At 43.1% G+C, this 21,683-nt stretch carries 21 protein-coding genes; 10 read left to right on the top strand and 11 right to left on the bottom strand.

The annotated features are described in order from the left end of the window. Window positions 1-1,431, bottom strand: coding sequence for an MBOAT family protein (locus PHC76_RS01180; RefSeq protein WP_299972528.1), 1,431 nt, complete (start codon window positions 1,429-1,431; stop codon window positions 1-3). Window positions 1,432-1,574: 143 nt separating this feature from the next. On the opposite strand from PHC76_RS01180, the gene uvrB reads away from it, so the two are divergent. Together uvrB and PHC76_RS01170 are read left to right on the top strand one after the other, a co-directional pair. After that, window positions 1,575-3,548, top strand: a complete 1,974-nt coding sequence (uvrB, locus tag PHC76_RS01175) for an excinuclease ABC subunit UvrB (protein WP_299972530.1) — start codon at window positions 1,575-1,577, stop codon at window positions 3,546-3,548. A 145-nt stretch (window positions 3,549-3,693) separates the two neighbouring features. After that, window positions 3,694-4,254 (top strand): DedA family protein, encoded by a 561-nt coding sequence (locus PHC76_RS01170; protein WP_299972531.1) that lies wholly within the window; start codon window positions 3,694-3,696, stop codon window positions 4,252-4,254. Between the two features lie 2 nt (window positions 4,255-4,256). Here the strand turns inward: PHC76_RS01170 and PHC76_RS01165 are convergent, their stop codons facing one another. From PHC76_RS01165 to PHC76_RS01135, 7 genes are all read right to left on the bottom strand, one after another. Continuing rightward, the gene (locus tag PHC76_RS01165; protein ID WP_299972532.1) at window positions 4,257-6,221 is read right to left on the bottom strand and encodes a transglycosylase domain-containing protein; all 1,965 of its coding nucleotides are present in this window, start codon (window positions 6,219-6,221) and stop codon (window positions 4,257-4,259) included. Next, on the bottom strand, window positions 6,218-6,916 hold the full coding sequence (locus PHC76_RS01160; protein ID WP_299972533.1) for an ATP-binding cassette domain-containing protein: 699 nt from the start codon (window positions 6,914-6,916) through the stop codon (window positions 6,218-6,220). The genes PHC76_RS01165 and PHC76_RS01160 overlap by 4 nt, the downstream gene beginning before the upstream one ends. Then, a complete protein-coding gene (locus PHC76_RS01155) occupies window positions 6,913-8,028 on the bottom strand; it encodes a pyridoxal phosphate-dependent aminotransferase family protein (RefSeq protein WP_299972535.1) in 1,116 nt (371 codons plus the stop codon). Before PHC76_RS01155 ends, PHC76_RS01160 begins: the two co-directional genes overlap by 4 nt. Next, complete coding sequence (gene maf / locus PHC76_RS01150) at window positions 8,025-8,570, bottom strand: septum formation inhibitor Maf (RefSeq protein WP_299972536.1); 546 nt, start codon at window positions 8,568-8,570, stop codon at window positions 8,025-8,027. Before maf ends, PHC76_RS01155 begins: the two co-directional genes overlap by 4 nt. Window positions 8,571-8,679: 109 nt before the next feature. After that, on the bottom strand, window positions 8,680-9,216 hold the full coding sequence (locus PHC76_RS01145; RefSeq protein WP_299972538.1) for a hypothetical protein: 537 nt from the start codon (window positions 9,214-9,216) through the stop codon (window positions 8,680-8,682). Between the two features lie 93 nt (window positions 9,217-9,309). Further along, window positions 9,310-11,862, bottom strand: a complete 2,553-nt coding sequence (gene alaS, locus PHC76_RS01140; RefSeq protein WP_299972542.1) for an alanine--tRNA ligase — start codon at window positions 11,860-11,862, stop codon at window positions 9,310-9,312. A 193-nt stretch (window positions 11,863-12,055) separates the two neighbouring features. After that, window positions 12,056-12,277, bottom strand: a complete 222-nt coding sequence (locus PHC76_RS01135; RefSeq protein ID WP_299972539.1) for a hypothetical protein — start codon at window positions 12,275-12,277, stop codon at window positions 12,056-12,058. Window positions 12,278-12,462: 185 nt separating this feature from the next. Here PHC76_RS01135 and PHC76_RS01130 point away from each other — a divergent pair, with 185 nt between their 5' ends. The 4 genes from PHC76_RS01130 (at window position 12,463) to PHC76_RS01115 (ending at window position 14,167) form a co-directional block, all read left to right on the top strand. Next, window positions 12,463-12,702, top strand: a complete 240-nt coding sequence (locus PHC76_RS01130; protein ID WP_294870983.1) for a CopG family transcriptional regulator — start codon at window positions 12,463-12,465, stop codon at window positions 12,700-12,702. 73 nt (window positions 12,703-12,775) lie between these two features. Beyond that, a complete protein-coding gene (locus tag PHC76_RS01125) occupies window positions 12,776-13,081 on the top strand; it encodes a DUF4160 domain-containing protein (RefSeq protein ID WP_299974141.1) in 306 nt (101 codons plus the stop codon). Continuing rightward, window positions 13,078-13,371, top strand: coding sequence for a DUF2442 domain-containing protein (locus PHC76_RS01120; RefSeq protein ID WP_299974138.1), 294 nt, complete (start codon window positions 13,078-13,080; stop codon window positions 13,369-13,371). The genes PHC76_RS01125 and PHC76_RS01120 overlap by 4 nt, the downstream gene beginning before the upstream one ends. Before the next feature lie 88 nt (window positions 13,372-13,459). Further along, window positions 13,460-14,167 carry a hypothetical protein gene (locus PHC76_RS01115; RefSeq protein WP_299974135.1) on the top strand — a complete coding sequence of 236 codons (708 nt, stop codon included), beginning with the start codon at window positions 13,460-13,462 and terminating at the stop codon, window positions 14,165-14,167. 151 nt (window positions 14,168-14,318) lie between these two features. On the opposite strand, the gene leuA is transcribed toward PHC76_RS01115, so the two are convergent. From leuA to PHC76_RS01100, 3 genes are all read right to left on the bottom strand, one after another. After that, window positions 14,319-15,986: a 2-isopropylmalate synthase gene (leuA, locus tag PHC76_RS01110; protein WP_299974132.1), complete on the bottom strand. Its 1,668-nt coding sequence runs from the start codon at window positions 15,984-15,986 to the stop codon at window positions 14,319-14,321. A gap of 97 nt (window positions 15,987-16,083) precedes the next feature. After that, the gene (gene murG / locus PHC76_RS01105) at window positions 16,084-17,100 is read right to left on the bottom strand and encodes an undecaprenyldiphospho-muramoylpentapeptide beta-N-acetylglucosaminyltransferase (protein WP_299974129.1); all 1,017 of its coding nucleotides are present in this window, start codon (window positions 17,098-17,100) and stop codon (window positions 16,084-16,086) included. A gap of 127 nt (window positions 17,101-17,227) precedes the next feature. Next, window positions 17,228-18,406 carry a putative peptidoglycan glycosyltransferase FtsW gene (locus tag PHC76_RS01100; RefSeq protein WP_299974126.1) on the bottom strand — a complete coding sequence of 393 codons (1,179 nt, stop codon included), beginning with the start codon at window positions 18,404-18,406 and terminating at the stop codon, window positions 17,228-17,230. 202 nt (window positions 18,407-18,608) lie between these two features. Here PHC76_RS01100 and flgB point away from each other — a divergent pair, with 202 nt between their 5' ends. From flgB to PHC76_RS01080, 4 genes are read left to right on the top strand one after another with little or no spacing between them, the layout of a single operon-like run. Beyond that, on the top strand, window positions 18,609-19,043 hold the full coding sequence (flgB, locus tag PHC76_RS01095) for a flagellar basal body rod protein FlgB (protein ID WP_299974124.1): 435 nt from the start codon (window positions 18,609-18,611) through the stop codon (window positions 19,041-19,043). 10 nt (window positions 19,044-19,053) lie between these two features. After that, window positions 19,054-19,548, top strand: coding sequence for a flagellar basal body rod protein FlgC (gene flgC, locus PHC76_RS01090; protein WP_299974121.1), 495 nt, complete (start codon window positions 19,054-19,056; stop codon window positions 19,546-19,548). Between the two features lie 12 nt (window positions 19,549-19,560). Beyond that, window positions 19,561-19,863, top strand: a complete 303-nt coding sequence (gene fliE, locus PHC76_RS01085) for a flagellar hook-basal body complex protein FliE (RefSeq protein WP_299974118.1) — start codon at window positions 19,561-19,563, stop codon at window positions 19,861-19,863. A gap of 17 nt (window positions 19,864-19,880) precedes the next feature. Continuing rightward, window positions 19,881-21,683 carry a penicillin-binding protein 2 gene (locus tag PHC76_RS01080; protein ID WP_299974115.1) on the top strand — a complete coding sequence of 601 codons (1,803 nt, stop codon included), beginning with the start codon at window positions 19,881-19,883 and terminating at the stop codon, window positions 21,681-21,683.

Here is a 21,683-nt window from a genome sequence, read left to right as displayed (position 1 = left end):
CTAAAAGTTAAAATAGAGAAATGTTGAAATCTTACTCAGATGCAATACTCCCATACACATCAAAAAGAGACCAAACACCATACTCTTGTTGGTTAAACGTAAAGAACTGACCAACTGATTGGAATTGGGTGTGAAAAAAGTACTTATCCCCAGAATAAAAACGACACCCATCATAAACAAATCTATGGTTGATAATCCACCGAACTCCAGCAAATCAGACACTTCTTCAATCCCGTTTAACCCAAACATACCCGATAAGATATTAACCGCATCATCCCACCCTTTTGCCCTAAAGAAAATCCACGTAATATTGATAAAATTAAAGGTAATGAACCATGCCAGCATCGTATTCATTTTAAGCCCCATCTGTTGCCACAATCGATGCGTTACAATCGCTACCCCATGCAATGCACCCCAAATGACGAACATCCACGATGCTCCATGCCATAATCCGCCAACCAAAAAGACGGTAAAAAGATTGCTATAGGTACGAAATTCTCCACCACGATTACCACCGAGAGGGATATAGATGTAATCACGCAAAAAGCGCGATAACGTCATGTGCCAACGTCTCCAAAAATCTTGGATATTCAACGCTTTATAGGGGCTATTAAAATTGATAGGGAGTTTGATATTAAAGAGCAAAGCAACCGCCAACGCCATATCGGTATAACCGCTAAAATCAAAATAGAGCTGAAATGTATATGAGAGTGAAGTTGCCCACGCACTCATCAAGGATATAGAGGCTGTATGGTTGTATCCATACGATGCCCAGATGGCAAACGTATCGGCAATAACCACTTTTTTAAAGAGTCCGATGGCAAACAGATACATTCCGGCACTAATATTTTTGGTATTCAATACTTTATTACGGATGTCATCAAACTGCGGCATCATCTCTTTATGATGCAAAATAGGCCCTGCTAGCAAATGGGGGAAAAAGGTGACAAAAAGGGTATAGTTGAGATAATCCATCTCTTTAACTTCATTCCGATACGCATCGACTAAATACGCGATTTGGGTAAAAGTGAAAAAGCTAATCCCCAAAGGGAGAACGATATGCATCATATTAAAATGGGTACCAGCGAACGTATTGGCATTGGTAATAAAAAAATCCATATACTTGAAATAGACCAGCAACAAAACATTGGCAAAAATACCAAACGTTAATAGGCTCTTAGAAGAGAGCCTTTTTTTCAAAAGGTGGGTCGTGTTAATATGGGTAATACTCGAGCCTACCGTAAAGTTAAAAAGGATAGAACCTAAAATAAGGGGGAGATAAATAACATTCCACCACGAATAAAAAAAGAGTGAAGCAAATACCATCCACCCTTTTGAAGCGGACGTCAAACGTTTTTTATTCAGCCAAAAATAGATACCAAAGGTAATCGGTAAAAAGAAAAAGATGAATTCATAGCTATTAAAGAGCATTGTTATTGACTACTTATATTATTTATTTGAAATTATATTGTAATCATCTTAACTCAGTAGCATCTCCTTCATCATCGGTGATGAAAAATAGGTTTTCCGCTATAATTTCACTTCATTAATAGATACAACATTAGGGTTACTCATTGCCGATTTTTAAAGTCCACACCCCTTACCAAGCTGCCGGCGATCAGCCAGTCGCTATTGAAGCACTCGCCTCCGGTATCAAACGGGGTGAACAATACGTTGCCCTAGAGGGGGTAACCGGAAGCGGTAAGACATTCACGATGGCAAAGGTAATCGAGAGTGTTCAGCTCCCCACCATCATTATGACCCATAACAAAACCCTCGCGGCACAGCTTTACAGTGAATTTCGCTCTTTTTTCCCCGAAAACCATGTCGAGTATTTCATCAGCTACTACGACTATTATCAACCCGAAGCCTATATCCCTCGCCAAGATTTATTTATCGAAAAAGATAGTTCCATCAACGACGAGTTAGAACGTCTACGCCTCTCTGCCACTGCCAATCTCCTAAGCTATGATGATGTTATCGTCGTCGCCTCCGTCTCTGCTAACTACGGGTTGGGAGATCCTGAAGAGTATGAGAAGATGGTGCAGGTAATCGCTATAGGGGATGAGATCAACCAAAAAAAGCTCCTCCTCCGTCTCGTCGAGATGGGATACGCCCGCAATGATGCCTATTTTGACGGCGGTCATTTTCGGGTTAATGGAGAAGTGGTCGATATCTATCCCCCGTACTGGCAAGATCAGGCGGTAAGAATCGAATTTTTCGGCGATGAAGTGGAACGTCTAACCTTTTTTGAACCTCTCAGCAACACCATGACCGAAAAACAAGAGAGTGTCACTATCTACGCCACCTCTCAGTTCGCCGTCGGTCAAGAGAAACTTGCCCGTGCAATCAAGCGAATCGAAGATGAGCTGGGGGAACGGCTAGCCGAACTCGACAAACAAGGGAAAATCGTCGAGATGCAACGGCTCAAACAGCGATGCGAATTTGATTTGGAGATGCTTCAAGCAACAGGGATGTGCAAGGGGGTCGAAAACTACTCCCGTCATCTCACCGATAAACTCCCCGGTGAAGCCCCCTATACTCTCCTCGATTATTTCACCCTCCATCACGATAAATTTCTCATTATCGTCGATGAATCGCACGTGAGTTTACCTCAATTTCGGGGGATGTTTGCGGGAGATCGTAGCCGTAAAGAGGTGCTCGTCGAGTATGGTTTCAGACTTCCTAGCGCCCTCGACAACCGCCCGTTGATGATCGATGAGTTTATCCATAAAGCACCCCATTATCTCTTCGTCTCTGCTACCCCATCGGCGCAAGAGCTCGAGCTGAGCACCACTCTTGCCCATCAAATCATCCGTCCGACAGGATTGCTCGATCCGATCATCACCATCAAACCGATAGCCAATCAGGTCGAAGATTTACACGATGAAATCAAAAAAACAGTGGCTCTGGGTGATCGTGTCCTTGTCACCGTACTCACCAAAAAAATGGCGGAAGCACTCACCAAATACCTCGCCGATTTGGGGATCAAAGTACAGTATATGCATTCCGAAATCGATGCCATCGAACGAAATCAGATTATCCGAGGGCTTCGTGTGGGCGGTTTCGATGTCCTTATCGGAATCAACCTCTTGCGGGAGGGGTTGGATTTACCGGAGGTGAGTTTGGTTGCTATCCTCGATGCCGATAAAGAGGGCTTTCTACGTTCCGAAACCTCTCTCGTCCAAACTATCGGACGCGCCGCACGTAATGAACATGGTCGGGTTATCCTCTATGCCGATAAAATAACAGGATCGATGGAGAGGGCAATCTCTAAAACCAACGAACGTCGCACACGACAAGAGGCATTTAATACCGAACATAGTATCACCCCGACAACAACGAAACGTAATCTCGATGAAAATCTCAAACTCGAAGATGTAGGTGATTTATACAACCGCTCGAAAAAAGCGAAAACACTTCCAGCAGCGGAGCGTAAAAAACTGGTCGATGAACTCACCACTAAAATGAAAGAGGCGGCGAAGAAGTTGGAATTTGAAGAGGCGGCGAGATTACGGGATGAAATCGCTAAAATACGGAAATTATAAATCTCTATACTTTTCTGTTTAGTCAGAAAAGTACCAAAAGACCATACCGTAATTCATAAACGCTTCGCGCCTCTCAGCACTTCTGCTTTCGGCGCGGCTCTAGGTGATGAATTACGGAAATTATTTTATAAAGGAAATTATATTTATGGATGAAATGCTCAAAAATCTCTCAACGTATGGCTACCTAGTCGTTTTTATCTACTCTCTTGGGGGTGGAATGGTTGCCCTCATCGGTGCGGGTGTTCTCAGTTTTATGGGTAAAATGGATTTAACCCTCTCCATAAGTATCGCCTTTCTCGCTAACTTTATCGGCGATTCACTCATATTTTATATGTCTCGCTACCATAAACATGAGATGATGGAACATCTTAAAAAACACCGCCGCAAACTGGCATTTTCCCACCTTCTCCTCAAACGTCGAGGATCATGGATCATTGTCATCAAAAAATTTATTTATGGATTAAAAACCCTCGTCCCTTTGGCAATCGGGTTGACAAAATACAATTTTATAAAATTCAGTATCTATAACGCTATCGGTGCGGCACTTTGGGCTATCGTTGTCGGAGGGGTGAGTTATCTTTTCGGTGGAGCGATTGTCGAAGGATTTAAACTTATTGCGGACAAACCCTACCTCGCTCCTATCTCGCTTGTCGTTATCGGTGGAGGAGTGTGGTTTTATCTCTCCCAAGCAACGAAGCGAAAATAGTCTTAAAATACCAATTTCTCTTCTGTTGTCGGTGCGGGTGCTTGCGTTGCATCAGGTGCAGCGGAAGTATCGGTAAAATTTTCGGTCGAATTACTATCGATTGCTGAATCCAAATACACTCCGGCAGGACGATCAAAATAACGTTTAGTATTGGGGTAAATTCGCATTAAATCTTGGTAAAAATAGCGGAAAACTTGTCCTGCTGCACGTCCACCCGTCTCACTTCGAGGCATTGGAGTATTATTATCGTTCCCATACCAAACTACCGTCTCAACAGTTGGAGAATAACCAACAAACCATGCATCGACGTTTTTATTGGTTGTACCTGTTTTACCGGCGATATCAACCCCTGATACGCGAGCTGATGTCCCTGTTCCATACGCAACAACATCTTGCAAGATTGAGGTCATAAGATAGGTTTGTTCTTTGGTATTTACTTGACGACGTTTATTTTCATAACGGAACGTCTCCCCTTTTGGGGTAATGACTTGACGGATTAAAATCGGATTCGTTTGAATCCCACCGGTTGGGAACATGGTGTAATATTTCGCCAAATCGTACGGAGAGATCATAATAGTTCCCAAAGCGATAGAGAGATCGGGAGGGATATTTTCAACGATTCCATAACGTCGAAGCCCTTCAACCACTTTTTGGAAACCCATATCGCTCACCATGTTGATGGTTGCCAAATTTCGAGAATGGGTCAGTGCATCACGGATGGTTACCATCCCTTTGTACTCGTTTTTATAGTTTTTCGGTTTCCACTCTTTATCCTCACCATTGTCCCCTTTATAGGTATAGGTGCGGGCGATATCGGGAACCAGTGTTGCCGGTGACATACCGCTATCGAGTGCGACTTGATAAATAAACGGTTTAAATGCTGAACCCGGTTGACGTTTGGCTTGGGTAACACGATTAAACGGACTCACCGAATAATCATATCCGCCGACCATCGCCAACACTTCACCCGTATTCGGATCCATACTCATCAAAGCTCCGTTGAGCTGACTTTTTATATTTTCATCTAACACACCCGATTCTTCAGCCCGTTTCAAAATTTCCTCACGTCCCGATTGAAGTGCTTTATATCCCGATTCTTGCAGTCGCATATCGATGGTCGTGTAGATTTTATATCCTCCGCTACGAATATCGGGAAAGGCATCGCCGAGTTGACGCATAACCTCATCGATGATATAAGGTCCCGAGTTCTTACTCAATGTATCGTTATAAACTTGAGGGCGCTCTTGTGTCGCTTTATCATAGGTTGCTTGATCAATCCATCCGAGTTCTTGCATCCTCGCGATAATACGATTGGCACGCCCTAAACAGAGCTCATAGTTTTTAGTCGGCGCATAAAAATTAGGCCCCTTTGGAAGTCCTACCAACATCGCCATCTCTTTGAGGCTCAACTCTTTCAGCGGCTTATGGAAATATCCATCAGATGCAGTTTTAATACCGTAATATCCATGCCCGAGATAAATTTCATTAAAATACCTCTCTAAGATTTGTTCTTTAGAGAGTTCTTGTTCAATACGAATAGCATAAAGAACCTCTTTAAATTTACGGGCAAAATTTTTATCTCGGGTTAAAAGGGCATTTTTAACGAGTTGTTGCGTAATCGTACTCGCCCCCTCTTTGAGCTTTCCGGCAGAGACATCTTTGATAATAGCACGCATAATAGCATCCGGATTTACCCCATGATGTTCAAAAAAATCGGTATCTTCAATCGCGATAAGTGCTTCAATAAGACGAGGTGGGATATTCTCAAACGAAACGTAATAACGGTGTTCATCACTAAAAAGATTGGCAATTTTTTCACCGTTTCGGTCATACACTTCTGTAGTCAAAAGGGGTTTATAGTTGATAAGGCGTTGCGTTTCGTATTCAAAGTTATAAATAACATACCCCAAATAACCGATGGGAATCATCACTATAAGAGCTATTATAATCCATAATTTTTTCTTCATTTTCTATATTCCCTGGTTTCAAAATCAGCGTCAATCAACTGTTGCGTATACAAATGGTGAGGATTGCGTAAAACATCTGCCATTTTACCCTCTTCCACTATCATTCCCTCTTTAAGGACACAAATATCTTCACACAATTGTGATGCAACACTCATATCATGGGTGACAAAAAGCATCGAAAACCCAAATTGATGCTGTAACGATAGTAACAAATCAATCAAAGCTCGTTTTGAGTTTAAATCCAATGCCGTTGTCGGCTCATCCAAAAGGAGCAATGAGGGCTTAGAGCTTAACGCTATCCCGATAATGACCCGCTGTAATTGCCCACCTGAGAGTTCACTCGGATAACGGTTCAAAAGCTCTTCAGCTAACCCAAGCCATCCAAACATCCTCACCGCCTCTTCATGAGAGAGAAAAAGTTGGTCTTTAATCTTGGTAAGCGGAGAGAGGGCAGTAAAAGGATTTTGGGGAACCAATGAGACACTTTTGCCCCGAATCCACTCAAAATGTGCACTTTTACGAAGTTCTATCTCCAAAGTGCTCTCATTCAACCCCAAAAGGGTTTTAAGAATAAGCGATTTGCCGCTTCCACTTTGCCCAACAAGCGCCAAAGAGGAGCCGATACGAAATGCACACTCTACTAACACTTTAGATTTATGGACGATTTTTAGGTGCTCAATCGCGATACTCTTCATGGAACGTATTTTACCAAAATGTCTCTAAAACGCTCACACACCCCTATCAATCTCTCTTCTTCCACATCCAACCGTGCGATAAGTCGGATAATCGCCGCTTTAACAGTCGGTTGGCGTATTGCTCCCACCGAAACACCGAGCTCCTCTTTGAGAATTTTTTGTATCTCCATCACAGCTCGATTATTTCCTATCTCTAGCGGAAGAATCAACCCTGCAATATCGATATTTAAAATCTCTTTGATGATACGTTGTCGTCGCAAAATAGCTTCTCGCAACACTCCAGAATGTTCTTGTATATAGAGAAGAGCATGATGCGCCAATGCCGTATCATAAAGCGAAGGAGCAGTGGCGTAGATGACATTTTTAGCCCGATTAATGAGATACTCATTGATATGATGTGATGAGAGAACATACGCTCCAAAACTCCCATATGCTTTACCGAGAGTCCCCATTTTAACCATTAGTGGGGTCGGAGTAATACCGTAAAAGTCTAAAATCCCCATCAGATTTTCTCCGATAACTCCACTGCTATGCGCCTCGTCCAAAATCAAAATCGTTTCATATTTAATGGCAAGTTCGATAATTTCTTTGGGAACGAGGTCACCTCCCATCGAGTATATCCCCTCAATAGCGACAATCACCCGTTTCCCCTGCGCGCGCATCAACTCTTTTTCCAAAGCTACTGTGTCGTTATGAGAGAATATGATTACCTCCCCCTCACACATCTTCGTCGCCACCATTCCGCTGGCGTGATACTCTTCATCCATCAGCAGCACATCACCCCGACGTACTAGCGACTCTATCAGTCCGATATTGGCATTAAATCCGCTCCCCATCACGATAGCCTCTTCAAATCCGTTCGCTTCGCAGAGTGCTTTTTCAAAATTTTTATGGATTGGATGATAGCCATTGACCAGCATGGATGATTTTGGAGCATGGTATCCATAATTTTTTAACGTTTTGCACGCCATATCATGAAGTTTACTTAAATGTGCCAATCCCAAGTAATCATTAGACGCCATATCGATGATACCCTCATCGACAAGATGGCGTTCACGATATCGACCGGAGCGTTTCAGCGCTTTGAGTTCGTTGGTGTAGGGGTTCATCATACAAACGGCTTTAATACTTCAACGCACAGCCCCATCGCCGTACTCTCAAACCCGCGTACTTCACGTATATAGGGTTTACAAAATCCCTCGACCATACACGCCCCTGCTTTTCCGCGCCATTCACCGCTTTGGATATAACGCTCAACAGCATCCGGTTTAAAAGGGTCAAAAAAATAGTGGGTTGAGGAGATATCGAGAAGTTCAAGTCGGGGTGTTTTGTAAATCATACAGGTGATAATGGCAACCTCTGAGCCGCTTTGGGTCTCTAAAATAGCACGTGCATCGGCTTCATCTTTTGCTTTTCGCAAGATTTTTCCCCCTGCAGTGACTACCGTATCGGCGACAAGGAGGGGATAATCGGCACATCCGAATCTCTCTAAATTCAAACGGTATTTTCCGAGTGTCGCTTGATAGACAAAGTTTTTCGGAGTTGGAGCGACTATAGAGTCTTCATCGAAATCGATAGACTCTTGGAGAAAGGGGATGCCCGCCACTCTCAGCAGTTCAGCACGAGTAACGGAGGAAGAAGCTAAACGGAGCATTGAATTCCTTTATTCTCTCATATCCGAAAGATATGGGTAGCTTTAGGGGGTTGCAAGGGACTTTAGTCCCTGCCACCTTATGGGTTTTACTCATAAGGTGTATCAAAAACTAATGTACGTTACGAAGAACGACACCGATAAAAATAGCGATCACGCCTAACGTAATATTGATCGGTACCATGTATTTAGAAATCATTTCAAGCAAATCTTTCGCTCTTTGTAAATTCCCATCACGCAATGCGATTTCAGCTTTATGGCGACGAAACATCATGGCACCGAGATTGATAGACATAATCACCCAAATCATCTCTTTGATATGGACGGTATTGTAAATACTCATCATGTATTCATTGATAACGTTTCCATTCTCATCCATAGCAGCCGCACGGAATTGGTACCCTACCGCCATCAAGACAGCCGTCATAATTAAAACAACTACAAATGGCCATACAATGGTAAAAAAACGTTTCAATGTATCCAAGGCGCGTTCCATTTTCAATTTTGGATCGTCAATCATTGCCAATGAGTGATGAACGGCAAAACGGATAGCGATCATCCCCCCTACCCAAATTACCGCACTTATCACGTGCAAGAAGATTATCAATGTCCGATGATGGACAAATGTATCTACTAAAAATTCTTTCATTTTATTCCTTGATTCGTCATTCCCGCGAAGGCGGGCATTGTGCCCCCTGCGGGTAAATCTAGCTGGATCCCCGCCTTCGCGGGGATGACAAAATTACCCTAACTGTTCACTCACGTATTTGAGTGCTGCCTCTTTAGCTTCGCCCAATTTACTAGCATCTTTTCCACCCGCTTGGGCAAAATCAGGACGTCCACCACCGCCACCGCCGAGGATCGGTGCGATTGTTTTAATCCAATCACCCGCTTTAACATTCGTATTTTTAGCACCCGCCGCGAGAAGAACTTTATCCTCTTTGATTTGGAATAAAATCACTGCAACCGAATCGTGCTGATTTTTGAGCTCATCAATCCGCTCTTTGATATCACCGTTCCCCAACTCTGCAACCACTACAGCGGTAGAGCCCATCATCGTTACAGCAATTTCTTCTTTTGCACTTGAAGCTAATGTACTCATTTCCGATTTAAGTGTTTTAACCTGCTCTTTGAGACGTTCGATACCCGCTAACACATCGCGGTTTTTTACCGATGTCTCTACCGATTCGAGCAAATGACGTTGCGATTTAAAGAGGTTATACGCCGCATTACCGCATACCGCTTCGATACGTCGTACACCCGCACTCACACCGCTCTCTTTGACAATCACAAACGTCCCGATAGTTGCCGTGTTATCGACGTGGATACCACCGCAAAACTCGACCGATGCCGTCCCGAAGTTTACAACGCGAACCGTATCACCGTATTTCTCACCGAATTGCGCTTTTGCACCGCTTTTTTTCGCCTCATCAATACTCATCTCACGCGTCATCCCCTCTAGGGCATGGAGAACATGGTAGTTCACACGCTCTTCGACGAGAGCAATCTCTTCATGAGACATCGCTTTTGGATGGGAAAAGTCAAAACGGAGACGGTTATGTTCGACAAGTGAACCTGCTTGGGAGATGTGTTCACCGAGGATTTCATACAACGCTGCATGGAGCAAGTGGGTTGCCGAGTGGTGTTTCGCGATTTCATTACGGGAGATATCCACAACCGCTTCAATCCGCTCACCGACACTGAGTGTCGCGCGGGTCTCGATGTGAGAGAGGTTTAATCCGTGGAATTTTTTCGTATCCAACACCACCGCTTTATCCCCAAGCACTCCGCTATCACCGCATTGTCCACCGCTCTCTGCATAAAACGGAGTCTCTTCGAGGAGTACCCAACCATGTTGATGGGCATGAAGCTGTTCAACACGCTCGAAATTTTCCCCCAATAACGCTTGGATGGTAACACTTGCTTTGGTTTTGCCATATCCGATAAAACCATTGACACCGAACGTCTCCAAAAGGGTTTTAAAATCCCCCTCAACCGCCGCATCTCCTGAACCTTTCCACGCTGCTTTCGCACGACGACGTTGTTCAGACATTAATTCTTCAAACGTCTCCACATCGAGGGAGAGATTTTTTTCCCGAAGCATATCTTCGGTCAAATCGAGTGGAAATCCGAACGTATCGTAGAGTTTAAACGCCACTTCCCCACTGAAGGTCTCTTTGGTATTTTTGAGTTCTTCGTTAAAGAGTTCAATCCCCGAAGCGATGGTTTTGAAAAATCGCTCCTCTTCGAGCATGATTTGCTCTTTTAAAACTGCCAATTTTTCGACAACATAAGGGTATTGTTTCCCCATCAAATCAGCTACGGTATCGGCAACTTCATACATAAACGGTTTGGTAAATCCGAGCAAATATCCGTGACGAACCGCACGACGCAAAATACGACGTAATACATACCCACGCCCTTCATTGCTGAAATTTGTCCCCTGTGCGAGCAAGAACGTAACGGTTCGGATATGATCGGCGATAACACGGTACGATGCACCGCTTGCATAGCTATACGGCTTAGAAATCAACGCTTCAACTTTGCGGATAATCGGCATAAAGAGGGAGCTATCATAGTTGCTTTGTACCCCTTCGAGTACCGCAACCGCACGCTCTAATCCCATCCCCGTATCGATAGAGGGTTTTGGTAATGGAATCAACGCTCCATCTTTCACCTTTTTCTCATACTGCATAAAGACGAGGTTCCAGATTTCCAAGAAACGATCCCCATCGCCCCCCATGTAATCCTCAGGACCGTTAAAATGTTCCGCCCCTTGATCGACGAAAATCTCCGAACACGGTCCACACGGTCCAGTATCTCCCATCTGCCAGAAATTATCTTTATCCCCAAGACGCATAATGCGATCTGAGGCGATATGCTTTTTCCAGATTGCTTCGGCTTCATCATCGCTCTCATGGACAGTGACCCACAACTTCTCTTTCGGAAGCTTCATCACTTCAGTTACAAACTCCCACGCATAGGCAATCGCTTCCTCTTTGAAATAATCTCCGAAACTGAAATTCCCAAGCATCTCGAAAAACGTATGGTGACGCGCCGTATGCCCCACGTTTTCTAGGTCGTTATGTTTCCCACCCGCACGTAAACACGTTTGAGAACTGGTCGCTCTTGGATTAGCAGGGATTGGGATATCCCCTGTAAAGATTGACTTAAACGGCACCATCCCCGCATTGGTAAAAAGCAAGGTTGCATCATCAGGTACGAGAGGAGAACTCGCAGCACGTTCGTGTTGTTTTGATTCAAAAAATGCCAAAAAGGCTTCGCGGACATCCATCATGGTTTACTCACTGTATAGTAAAAATTGCGCGATTATAGCGAAGAAGGGGTTAAAAACTTATTCTACATTTTTAGTGAAAAAGAAAAGTAGAGAAAATAAGTTACAAAAATGCTCGATTAAAAGGTTTATTTTTGACGAAATACCGTCAAAATATGAATATTGCTCTCTTGAATCTGAAAAACGACGGTATTTACGCGTGTATCACTTTTTCGATAGCACTGGCGAGATCAATCCCCTCATTTTTAGAGATATTGTTGATAGCGTGCTCTACTTTTAGTTTTGCTTCGTCGAATGAAAGTGCGGGATACTCACTCTCTTCGATAATCCCGATCTTATCTTTCGGAAGAATCTCTAAAAACCCCATCAGTTTGTCATAAATCGTGTCATGGATAGTGAGTCGGACGGTATGCATTTCAAAATCCTCGATTGTTGTTTTGAAAATTGTATCACTGATTGGTTTAAATGAGGTAGAAATTTGAACATAGGTATTATTTCGTCATTCCCAACTCGATTGGGAATCCAGCTCTTTTTATATTTTTCTAAAAGAGTTGACATAAAAGTATAGAAATGATACTATTTTTATACCAAGGATTTATGATGAAAGCTGAAGAATTAGACGAATTATTTGACTCAGGCGAAGATATAAGTGAGCATCTCGATCTCACCACTGCAAAACGTATCGGAACGCAACCGAAAAAAGTGAATGTCGATTTTCCCGAATGGATCGTCAATGCACTCGACATCGAAGCCAAAAAGATTGGGGTGACACGCCAATCGATTATCAAGGTTTGGATAGCGGAACGGTTAAAAGAAGAACAGACTCATAAGGCGAGTTAATATGGGTTCCGTTCGTGGTATGAAACTATCTTGCATTTTGATATACTTATAGCATCAAGTAAAAGGAGTATATGTGCCCAAAATTTTTGAATATTTAGGGATTTCTATACTTTTCTATAGCAACGAGCACGAACCTGTCCATGTTCACGGTAAATATCAAGGATATGAGTCCAAAGCCGAATTCATTATCATCGATGGTAAAATTTCTAAGATTATTATCAAAGAGGTCAAAGGAAAAAGACCTTTACCATTAAATGAACTTAGAGAGTTCCAAAAATTGGTTGAAACGTTTCAGAGTGAAATAGTCCAAAAATGGATCGATTATTTTGTGTTACACAAACAAATCAATTGTATCAAAATAGAAGGAAAAGTAAAATGATTACCGAAAATCAAATCATCCTCATCGAAAACGCAGAGTATCTAAACGGGTACAAAATTCGTTTGCACTTTAATGACCAAACAACCCAAACGATTGATTTTGAAAATTTTATCTGCTCATCCACTAACCCGCATATCGCCAAATATTCTGATTTAGAAATTTTTAAAAACTTTTCGATCACCGATGGCGATTTAGAGTGGAATGATTACGATTTATGTTTTCCGATTGCCGATCTCTACGAAAATCAAAATATCGGAAACATCCGCCACGGTTCTAACGAAGCGGCGTAATACGCCAATCGATTATCAAAGTTTGGATAGCGGAACGATTAAAAGAAGAACAGACGCACAAGGCGAGTTAAGATTAATAAGGATTACGATGTACAAAATATTTTTTTTATTTGTAATGTTTACTTCACTATGGAGTTCAGATAAACCTATTGAATGTCAACAGCAAAATGTTTTAGCAAAATATACTGGATATTACACCGAGGCTACACTGTGGAATCGTCTTCCTATATTTCGTCAATGGCCATCAGCTGCAGGGGAGTGGACTGGCGATATGGTGAGTTTTAATATAACCAAAAAAGAAAGAACAAATAATCAAATCAAAGATGCTGATATTTACGAATCTGGAGAAATTTTTGCTTATGATAATTGGCATGAAGGTTCTATACAATCAGTATGTAGTGCAATCTTAAAAAATAAATTATGGATATTTAATAAAAATAACCATAAATGGGAAGGACCTTTCATACGAGTAGGTAAAGCTTTGGATGAAAATACAATTTATTTTAATAGACTATTTCAAAATAAGTGTTATAAAGATGAATTAAATCAAAAATGGTGTTTTAGGAATAGTGAAATTCAAATTGAGAACAAAAAATTCAAAGTTCAATTGATGTTAGATACTTTTGAAACACCACTTTATGGATCTGCCTTGAAGTTAGAAGAGAACACGTCAAGACTATGGATGATTATTCCGTATAAAAATGGATGGAAGATTTTTTTAGATACTTGGGCAAGTGATGAAAACTATAAGGCAATTAATCCTTTAAAGGATAAACCATGGCATATATTGAAATAAATTTAAAGAGCTAAATCCCCGATCACGTCGGGGATGACAGAGCGTATCAATTATTTCCGTTCGTGGTGAGCTTGTCGAACCATGAACACCCTTCGACAAGCTCAGGGCGAACGGGGATGGATTCCGTGTCGTGGCACGGAATGACGAGGAATTACGAAAACGCCCGATTAAGCGCACTAAACATCGCTTTGATCGAAGCTACCGTGATGTCGTTATCACACCCTACCCCGAAAAATTTCTCCAAACTCTCGGTCTGAATCTCGATGTAGGCGACCGCTTCGGCACTGGAGAGTTCTCCGCGAGAGTGCTCAGAATATGAGAGGATTTTAAAACTGTGAGAATACTCCACCATTAATGCATTTTTACACGCATCGATAGGACCATTCCCTACCCCTTCGCTTCGGATTGCTTTGCCGTTATGGGTGTATTCCAATACACATTTGGCGGAGTGCTCTTTGGCACTCTCTGAAATCACCGAATAGTCCACAAACTCGATGTCGTGAGGTTCACCAAAATAGGTTTTCTCGAAAATGTCTAAAATCTCTTCACTGGAGAGTTCGCGTCCCGCTTCATCAGTTACGCGCTGAACGATGGTTCCGATCTCAGGGTGCATTTTTTTCGGCAGTGAATAGCCGAATTTATCTTCGAGGACGTAGGCTACCCCCCCTTTGCCCGATTGAGAGTTGATACGGATAATCCCCTCGTAGTTGCGCCCCACATCACTCGGATCGATCGGCAAATACGGTACTTCCCAAAACGCATCATCTTTGGCGCGTTGATATGCCAATCCTTTGTTGATTGCGTCTTGATGAGAGCCTGAAAACGCCGTGTAAACGAGCTCGCCCACATACGGGTGACGCTCATGTGTTTTCATATCGGTACACTCTTCGACGACACGAACAACACTCTCCAAATCGCTGAAATCCAACTGCGGATCAACCCCTTGGGTATACATGTTGAGTGCCAACGTGATAATATCGACGTTTCCGGTGCGCTCACCGTTAGAGAGCAACGTCCCCTCGACACGATCTGCCCCCGCCAATAACGCCAACTCCGTTGCGGCAACCGAGGTTCCACGGTCGTTGTGGGTGTGGGTCGAGATCAGTACGTGCTCACGGTTGGTAAGGTGTCGGCTCATCCACTCGATTTGATCGGCATAGACGTTCGGGGTTGCCATCTCCACAGTCGCTGGGAGGTTAATCACCACTTTACGCTCTGCACTAATACCCCATCTATCGGTCACGGCGTTACAGATACGGGCGGCAAATTCGAGTTCCGTCCCTGTAAAACTCTCAGGGGAGTATTCGAGCATGATCTCGCCGTCGTGTTTCAATGCACGCGCTTTGACCATATCAACCCCCTCCATTGCAAGGGCGATGATCTCGTCTTGCTCTTTGCCGAAAACGATTTTACGCTGGGCAACGGAAGTCGAGTTGTACAGATGGACAATCGCTTTTTTAACTCCCGCAAGAGCTTCAAACGTTTTATCAATCAAATGTTCGCGCGCTTGGACGAGGACTTGTACCGTCACATCATCGGGAATCAGTTTTTGCTCTACGAGGGTGCGTAAAAAGTCAAATTCGACTTTGGATGCGGAGGGAAATCCCACCTCGATGGTTTTAAATCCGAGTTTCAGCAAGAGGGTGAAGAGAGAGAGTTTTTGATCCAAATTCATCGGGGTGATCAACGCTTGGTTTCCGTCGCGAAGATCGACACTGCACCAAATCGGAGCGTGTGTGATGGTTTTGGTAGGCCAAATGCGATTTGGCAAATCAACTTGAGGATACGGGCGGTATTTGCCCACAGATGCATGTTTCATAGGAAACTCCTTTGATAATTCTCTTCTCAATTACCCTTGCTGGTGGTAAATGAATGGGCGAATTATAGCGAAAAGGGGCTCAAACGCGAATGAAGGATTATTTATTTATTTCTATCTTTTCAATAATATGTTTTGCTCCATCGGGTGAAATCAGTTTTTCCAATGCTTCACTTTTGAGACGAATATCGCTTGCAATCGCCTCTTTGAGTTTATCGGCTATCCCCTCACTCTGACGTTCACACCACCCCGCATTATGGTCGATGACGTAGCGAGCATTATGGTATTGATGATCTCCTGCCGCACTGGGATAGGGGATATAAAACGCAGGGACACAAGCTGCACACAACTCCCATAACGTACTCGCACCTGAGCGGCTGATAGCAAAATCACTTCTCTCAATCAGCTCCGCGATTTGTGTCGTAAACCCAAATACTTCAGCCTCAATCCCCAGTTCATGGTACGCATGACGAACACGCTCTTCCTCTTTGGCACCGCATTGATGAATGATATGAATCCCACCGTGATGAAGCCACGGTGCAATCTCTAATGCCAAATCGTTGATAAATTTCGCCCCTTGAGATCCCCCTAAAAAAATAACCGTTTTAACCGATTCGCGGATACGGGAGTTTTCAAAATAGCGAGCACTCACAGGGTAATCGCAGTGATTATCCCCCTCTTCATAGGAGCTGTAAAAACCTTTCGCATACGGACGAAGCATGGAGTTAAGTTTTCCCGTTACCGCGTTTTGTTCATGGATAATGAGGGGTAGACGTTTGGTTAATGAGGCAATCGCCGCCGGTGCGGCGGAAAATCCTCCGACACTCACCACGTAATCAGCATGAAATGTATCGAGTATGTGACGGGATTGCATTAGTGCTTTGAATATCTTCCACAATGCTCCGATTTTACCCAATCCTCGTTTATTGACCACTCCCGTCGTCTCTAAAAAATAGGTCTCTTCAAACACCGCACTCTCACCGAACCATTGACGATCTTGCCCCGATGTCGAGCCGATAAACGCTACCCTATGCCCCCGCTCTTTCGCGGCGATTGCAAGCGATAACGCTATCACCAAATGCCCCCCTGTTCCACCACCGGTAAAAATGATATTCATATTATTTTCCTATTTTTGTCTATAATCCGTTCACCCTGAGCTTGTCGAAGGGTTGATTCATGGTTCGACAAAACAAGGGTACCGCTCGCGTAGCGATGTTTCCTTGAGCTCACCACGAACGGGAACACTATTTCTTATCCCCAGACTCGTATTTAATCTTTTTAGACAACATCAATACCATCCCTATCCCGATAGCCGAAGCGAGCATGGATGATCCCCCATAACTCAAAAACGGTACCGAGATCCCTTTAATCGGAGTGAGTCCGCTGATACCATACGCATTAATCATAAAGGCAAAGGTGATTAACAATCCTACACCAAGACTAAAGAGATAATCGGTATCTTCGAGAGAGCGATTGGCGATTTTAAAAAGTCGATGCAAAATTGCAATAAATAAAAAAGTAACAAAAAGGACTCCGATAAATCCAAACTCCTCCGCAATCCCAGCGAGGACAAAATCGGTATGCACCTCACTCAAAAATCCAAGCTTAAAAGTTCCATTTCCTAATCCCGTTCCCAAAATCCCGCCGTTGTGAATCGCATTCATCGAGTGACCGATTTGGTATGCTTCTTCACCATTCTCTATTCGCAAATGTTTCGCAATCGATTCAGGGAAAAAAGCCAAAATAGTACTTTGGGCTGATGCCCACCATGAGAGAATACGATCAATCCGATGCGGTGCCATAGCGATAAATAATAAGAAAAATCCAACCGCTCCCATAATTAAACTGAGGAAAAATCGAAAACTGCTCCCTGCAAAAAAGAGCATAAAGGCAAGGGTGAGAGAGAGGACGACCACTTGACCCAAATCGTTTTGAACCACCGCAATCAAAAACATCACCACAATAAAAAGTGCCGCATACGGAGAGAAACGTTTAAACTCTTCCATAACCCCCATACCGCCGTGATGCCCTAGTTTCCGTGAAAAACTCCACGCGAGAAAATAGACAAATCCTATCTTAAAAAACTCGACTGGAGCGATAGAAAAACCGACAATTTTTATCCACCGTTTTGCCCCCCCAACTTCACTCACTAAAAATGATGGGAGAAAGGGCATAATAATCATTAAAAAAATCCCTCCCCAAAAGAGAGTCAGCCCCAGTGGATGGAGCCATTCATCGGGATCAAGTTGCGCTATAGACCACATCAGTAAAATCGAAATCGTTGCTATAAATAATTCCCGTATTACAAAGTGAAAGTTATTGTACTCAAACAAAATAACGGTATAAGCAGAGAGAGTATACGAGCAGATTATCCCTATTGTAATCAATGCAGTCGTTAAAAGAAATAATTTTTTATCTGGCATGAAAAACTTTACTTGGTTTTAGTATATAATTGCCCATAAGTATAGCGAACTACGTTAAAGTGCTCATAAAACGAAAACGGAATAGATTTTGCTTGATAGTAACAAATCTAAAATCTACCTCGCAAGAGGTTAGCTTTAGTACCATAGCGGTTAGCGTAGCCAAAGGGATAAATTCCTTTGGCGTCTAATAAAGGAGGATAAAATGGGATTGAATATTTCACGTTCACATGACTTGATGCAAAGTGCAATGGATTATCGTGCTGCACGTCAAGACATGATTGCTAGCAATATTGCTAATGCAGATACCCCAAATTACCGTCCACGAGACATCCGTTTTGAAGAAGCGCTCGCACAAAAAAGTGCTGAACTTTTTACTGACAAAACGAATACATTAGCAATGACACAAACCTCATCTGCTCATATGAGCGGTTTTAACGATACAACAAATAGCACCAACGCTACTACTTTTTTTCGTGACGGTCATATGGCACGTAACGATGGAAACAGTGTTGATTTAGATGTAGAGAGCTCAGAGATGGCAAAAAATGCAACGATGTTTAATGCGCTCACAGCAGCTATCAAAAAAGATTCCACAATCTTTAAAAGCGTCATTGACGCTAGTAGTAAAACGTCTTAAAGGATAACTCATGGCATTTTTAGACAGTTTTGATATCAGCGGTTATGGGCTCTCAGCACAACGCGTTCGTGTAAACACCATAAGTTCAAACATCGCGAATGCCCAAACAACCCGTACTGACGAGGGTGGACCCTATCGTCGTCAAGAAGTTGTCTTTAAAGCGATTGATTTTAACAGTGTCTATAATCAGGCACTAGAGCGCCAAACCAATCAACTCGGTTATTCCGATCCTCTCAAAGAGGGATTATCAGGACTTAAACCCAATCCTGCTATTATGAGTGTAATCGTTGATAAAGTGGTACGCGATGACAAAGCACCCAATATGAAATACGACCCTTCTCATCCCGATGCCGATGCAAAAGGGTACGTTGCTTACCCCAATATTAATCCCGTCATCGAAATGGCCGATTTAGTAGAAGCAACACGTTCATACCAAGCGAACGTCGCAGCATTTGAAAGTGCCAAAAATTTAGCAAATGGTGCAATTAGCATCCTCCAATCATAAGGATAAACACAGATGTCTGATATTCAAGCAATCAAATCCCTCTCTACCTCCGATTTGCTCAAAGCAAAAAGTACCGGAAGTACACAGAGCACAGGGACCGATTTTGCCGAAGAACTCCGCTCAGCTCTTGGAAACGTCAACCAAATGCAAGTTGACAGCGAACGGGCAATGAGTGATATTGCCACCGGTAGTGTCAAAGATCTTCACCAAGCCGCTATCGCTATTGACAAAGCCGAAATCAGTATGAAACTGATGCTCGAAGTACGTAACAAAGCACTCAATGCCTACAAAGAGATTACCCGTACACAAATGTAGGGGTAGATTCACCATTAATGCAAAATTCCAATAAATCCAAAAAAATACTTGCCCTTTTCGTCGTTCTCCTTTTTGGATTTGCCATTTTTTTAGCGGTTATGTTTTATACCGCCGTTCATGATCGCGATATCCCCTCTATCTATTCCGAAGAAAATTCCAAAGCACAACGGGGAACTATTATCAGTGCCGATGGTTTTCATATCGCTACAACCCAAAAACTCTACAAAGCGGTGGTCAATACTCGTAATATTGATCCCGATAAAGAGGAACTTTTTATCCAACTTTTCAGTATTTACAGCGGTATCGATGCATCTGAAATACGTCAACGTCTCCACACCCGTAGAGGTTCTGTTACCCTCAGCTACCATCTCGGGCCAAAAGAGGCAATGTATCTCAAAACATTGGCGTTTGAGCTACGAAAACTCAAAGTATTTATCGAATATGAGCTTCCAAATGGCCAAAGGGTGCTTCAAGGGCTCAATATCATCGAGAGCGGTGAAGCACGAGAATACCCCTATCAAGACCTTCTTACTCCTGTTATGGGTTATCCTCGTAAAATGGAAGAAGATGGCTATACCCGTATCTATGGTATCAAAGGGCTAGAGAAATATTTTGATGAAGAGCTTAATCCTCAACAAAACAAAACCCAACGGGCAATGCGCGATGTCAACGGATATCTCATCCTCAATAAACAAAGCGCTATCAAATCACAAATCAACGGTTTCAGTCTTAAGCTCAATATCCCCTTAACCCTACAAGCACGAACAGAGGCAATTACCAGCAGAATCAAAGAGCAGCTTAAAGCCGATGAGATTATCGCTACCGTTATGGATGCAAAAACGGGGAAAATTCTCACCCTAGCAAGCTCAAACCGTTTTGATCCCAACCATATCCGACGAGAAGATTACCCCTCTCTTAACACCAACGCTATAGAGTACAGCTATGAACCGGGTTCCGTTATCAAACCGATTATTTTTGCTATTATGCTCGATAAAAAACTGATTAACCCCTACGATATGGTCAACGGTCACGGCGGTAGTTACACCATGGGACGAAAAACCATTACCGATGAGCATAAATTTAATATGATTAGTGCTGAGGATGTTATCGTCTACTCCTCCAATATCGGGATTGCTCAACTGGCTCAAAAACTCAACGGAACCGAATACACTGAGGGGTTACGCCGTTTTGGATTTACCAATTTTAGCGGTGCCGATTTACCGTATGAAAAACGGGGTTCTATCCCCAATGCATCTCAGCTCAATAACTATCTTTATAAAGCGATTACCGCATATGGGTATGGAATGCGTGCCAATGCGATGCAGATTCTCAAAGCATTTAATGCATTTAACAACAACGGGCGTATCCTCAATCCAATGGTAGTGGATTCATTAATCGATGATAACGGCAGAGCCTTACCACAAGAGGTGATGGAACCTACACAGGTAATTACACCAGCAACTGCTGAGAGGATGAAACAGATTTTGATCAAAACGGTCAATGTAGGGACGGGGACGGTAGCTAAAACACCGGGACTCGAAGTAGGTGGAAAAACAGGAACTGCCCATATCGCTAAAAATGGGGGATATGTCAACAGTTACCATACCTCTTTTGTCGGCTTTGCCAATGACAAAAAACACAACTATACCATTGGGATTTTCGTTATTAACCCACGTACCGTCTATTTTGCATCCATCACCGCCGTACCGGTATTTAAAGCGATTGTCGATATGATGGTCGAAGAGAAATACCTACACCCCGATCCTGCAGAAGTTGCCGCAGCAGCAGCTGAACAGCCGCCTGTAGCCGAACACCACTAA

Origin of the sequence: Sulfuricurvum sp., from assembly GCF_028710345.1 — a bacterium.
Classification (GTDB): domain Bacteria; phylum Campylobacterota; class Campylobacteria; order Campylobacterales; family Sulfurimonadaceae; genus Sulfuricurvum.
Note: the sequence above shows the minus strand (reverse complement) of the source record. Positions and strands in the feature narration are given on the sequence as shown.

Excerpts from the sequence above, each read along its gene's own strand:
- PHC76_RS01180 (WP_299972528.1), bottom strand. The coding sequence starts at position 1,431 with ATGCTCTTTAATAGCTATGAATTCATCTTTTTCTTTTTACCGATTACC.
- PHC76_RS01170 (WP_299972531.1), top strand. The coding sequence starts at position 3,694 with ATGGATGAAATGCTCAAAAATCTCTCAACGTATGGCTACCTAGTCGTT.
- PHC76_RS01165 (WP_299972532.1), bottom strand. The coding sequence starts at position 6,221 with ATGAAGAAAAAATTATGGATTATAATAGCTCTTATAGTGATGATTCCC.
- PHC76_RS01160 (WP_299972533.1), bottom strand. The coding sequence starts at position 6,916 with ATGAAGAGTATCGCGATTGAGCACCTAAAAATCGTCCATAAATCTAAA.
- PHC76_RS01155 (WP_299972535.1), bottom strand. The coding sequence starts at position 8,028 with ATGATGAACCCCTACACCAACGAACTCAAAGCGCTGAAACGCTCCGGT.
- maf (WP_299972536.1), bottom strand. The coding sequence starts at position 8,570 with ATGCTCCGTTTAGCTTCTTCCTCCGTTACTCGTGCTGAACTGCTGAGA.
- PHC76_RS01145 (WP_299972538.1), bottom strand. The coding sequence starts at position 9,216 with ATGAAAGAATTTTTAGTAGATACATTTGTCCATCATCGGACATTGATA.
- alaS (WP_299972542.1), bottom strand. The coding sequence starts at position 11,862 with ATGGATGTCCGCGAAGCCTTTTTGGCATTTTTTGAATCAAAACAACAC.
- PHC76_RS01135 (WP_299972539.1), bottom strand. The coding sequence starts at position 12,277 with ATGCATACCGTCCGACTCACTATCCATGACACGATTTATGACAAACTG.
- PHC76_RS01130 (WP_294870983.1), top strand. The coding sequence starts at position 12,463 with ATGAAAGCTGAAGAATTAGACGAATTATTTGACTCAGGCGAAGATATA.
- PHC76_RS01120 (WP_299974138.1), top strand. The coding sequence starts at position 13,078 with ATGATTACCGAAAATCAAATCATCCTCATCGAAAACGCAGAGTATCTA.
- PHC76_RS01115 (WP_299974135.1), top strand. The coding sequence starts at position 13,460 with ATGTACAAAATATTTTTTTTATTTGTAATGTTTACTTCACTATGGAGT.
- leuA (WP_299974132.1), bottom strand. The coding sequence starts at position 15,986 with ATGAAACATGCATCTGTGGGCAAATACCGCCCGTATCCTCAAGTTGAT.
- murG (WP_299974129.1), bottom strand. The coding sequence starts at position 17,100 with ATGAATATCATTTTTACCGGTGGTGGAACAGGGGGGCATTTGGTGATA.
- PHC76_RS01100 (WP_299974126.1), bottom strand. The coding sequence starts at position 18,406 with ATGCCAGATAAAAAATTATTTCTTTTAACGACTGCATTGATTACAATA.
- flgB (WP_299974124.1), top strand. The coding sequence starts at position 18,609 with ATGGGATTGAATATTTCACGTTCACATGACTTGATGCAAAGTGCAATG.
- flgC (WP_299974121.1), top strand. The coding sequence starts at position 19,054 with ATGGCATTTTTAGACAGTTTTGATATCAGCGGTTATGGGCTCTCAGCA.
- fliE (WP_299974118.1), top strand. The coding sequence starts at position 19,561 with ATGTCTGATATTCAAGCAATCAAATCCCTCTCTACCTCCGATTTGCTC.
- PHC76_RS01080 (WP_299974115.1), top strand. The coding sequence starts at position 19,881 with ATGCAAAATTCCAATAAATCCAAAAAAATACTTGCCCTTTTCGTCGTT.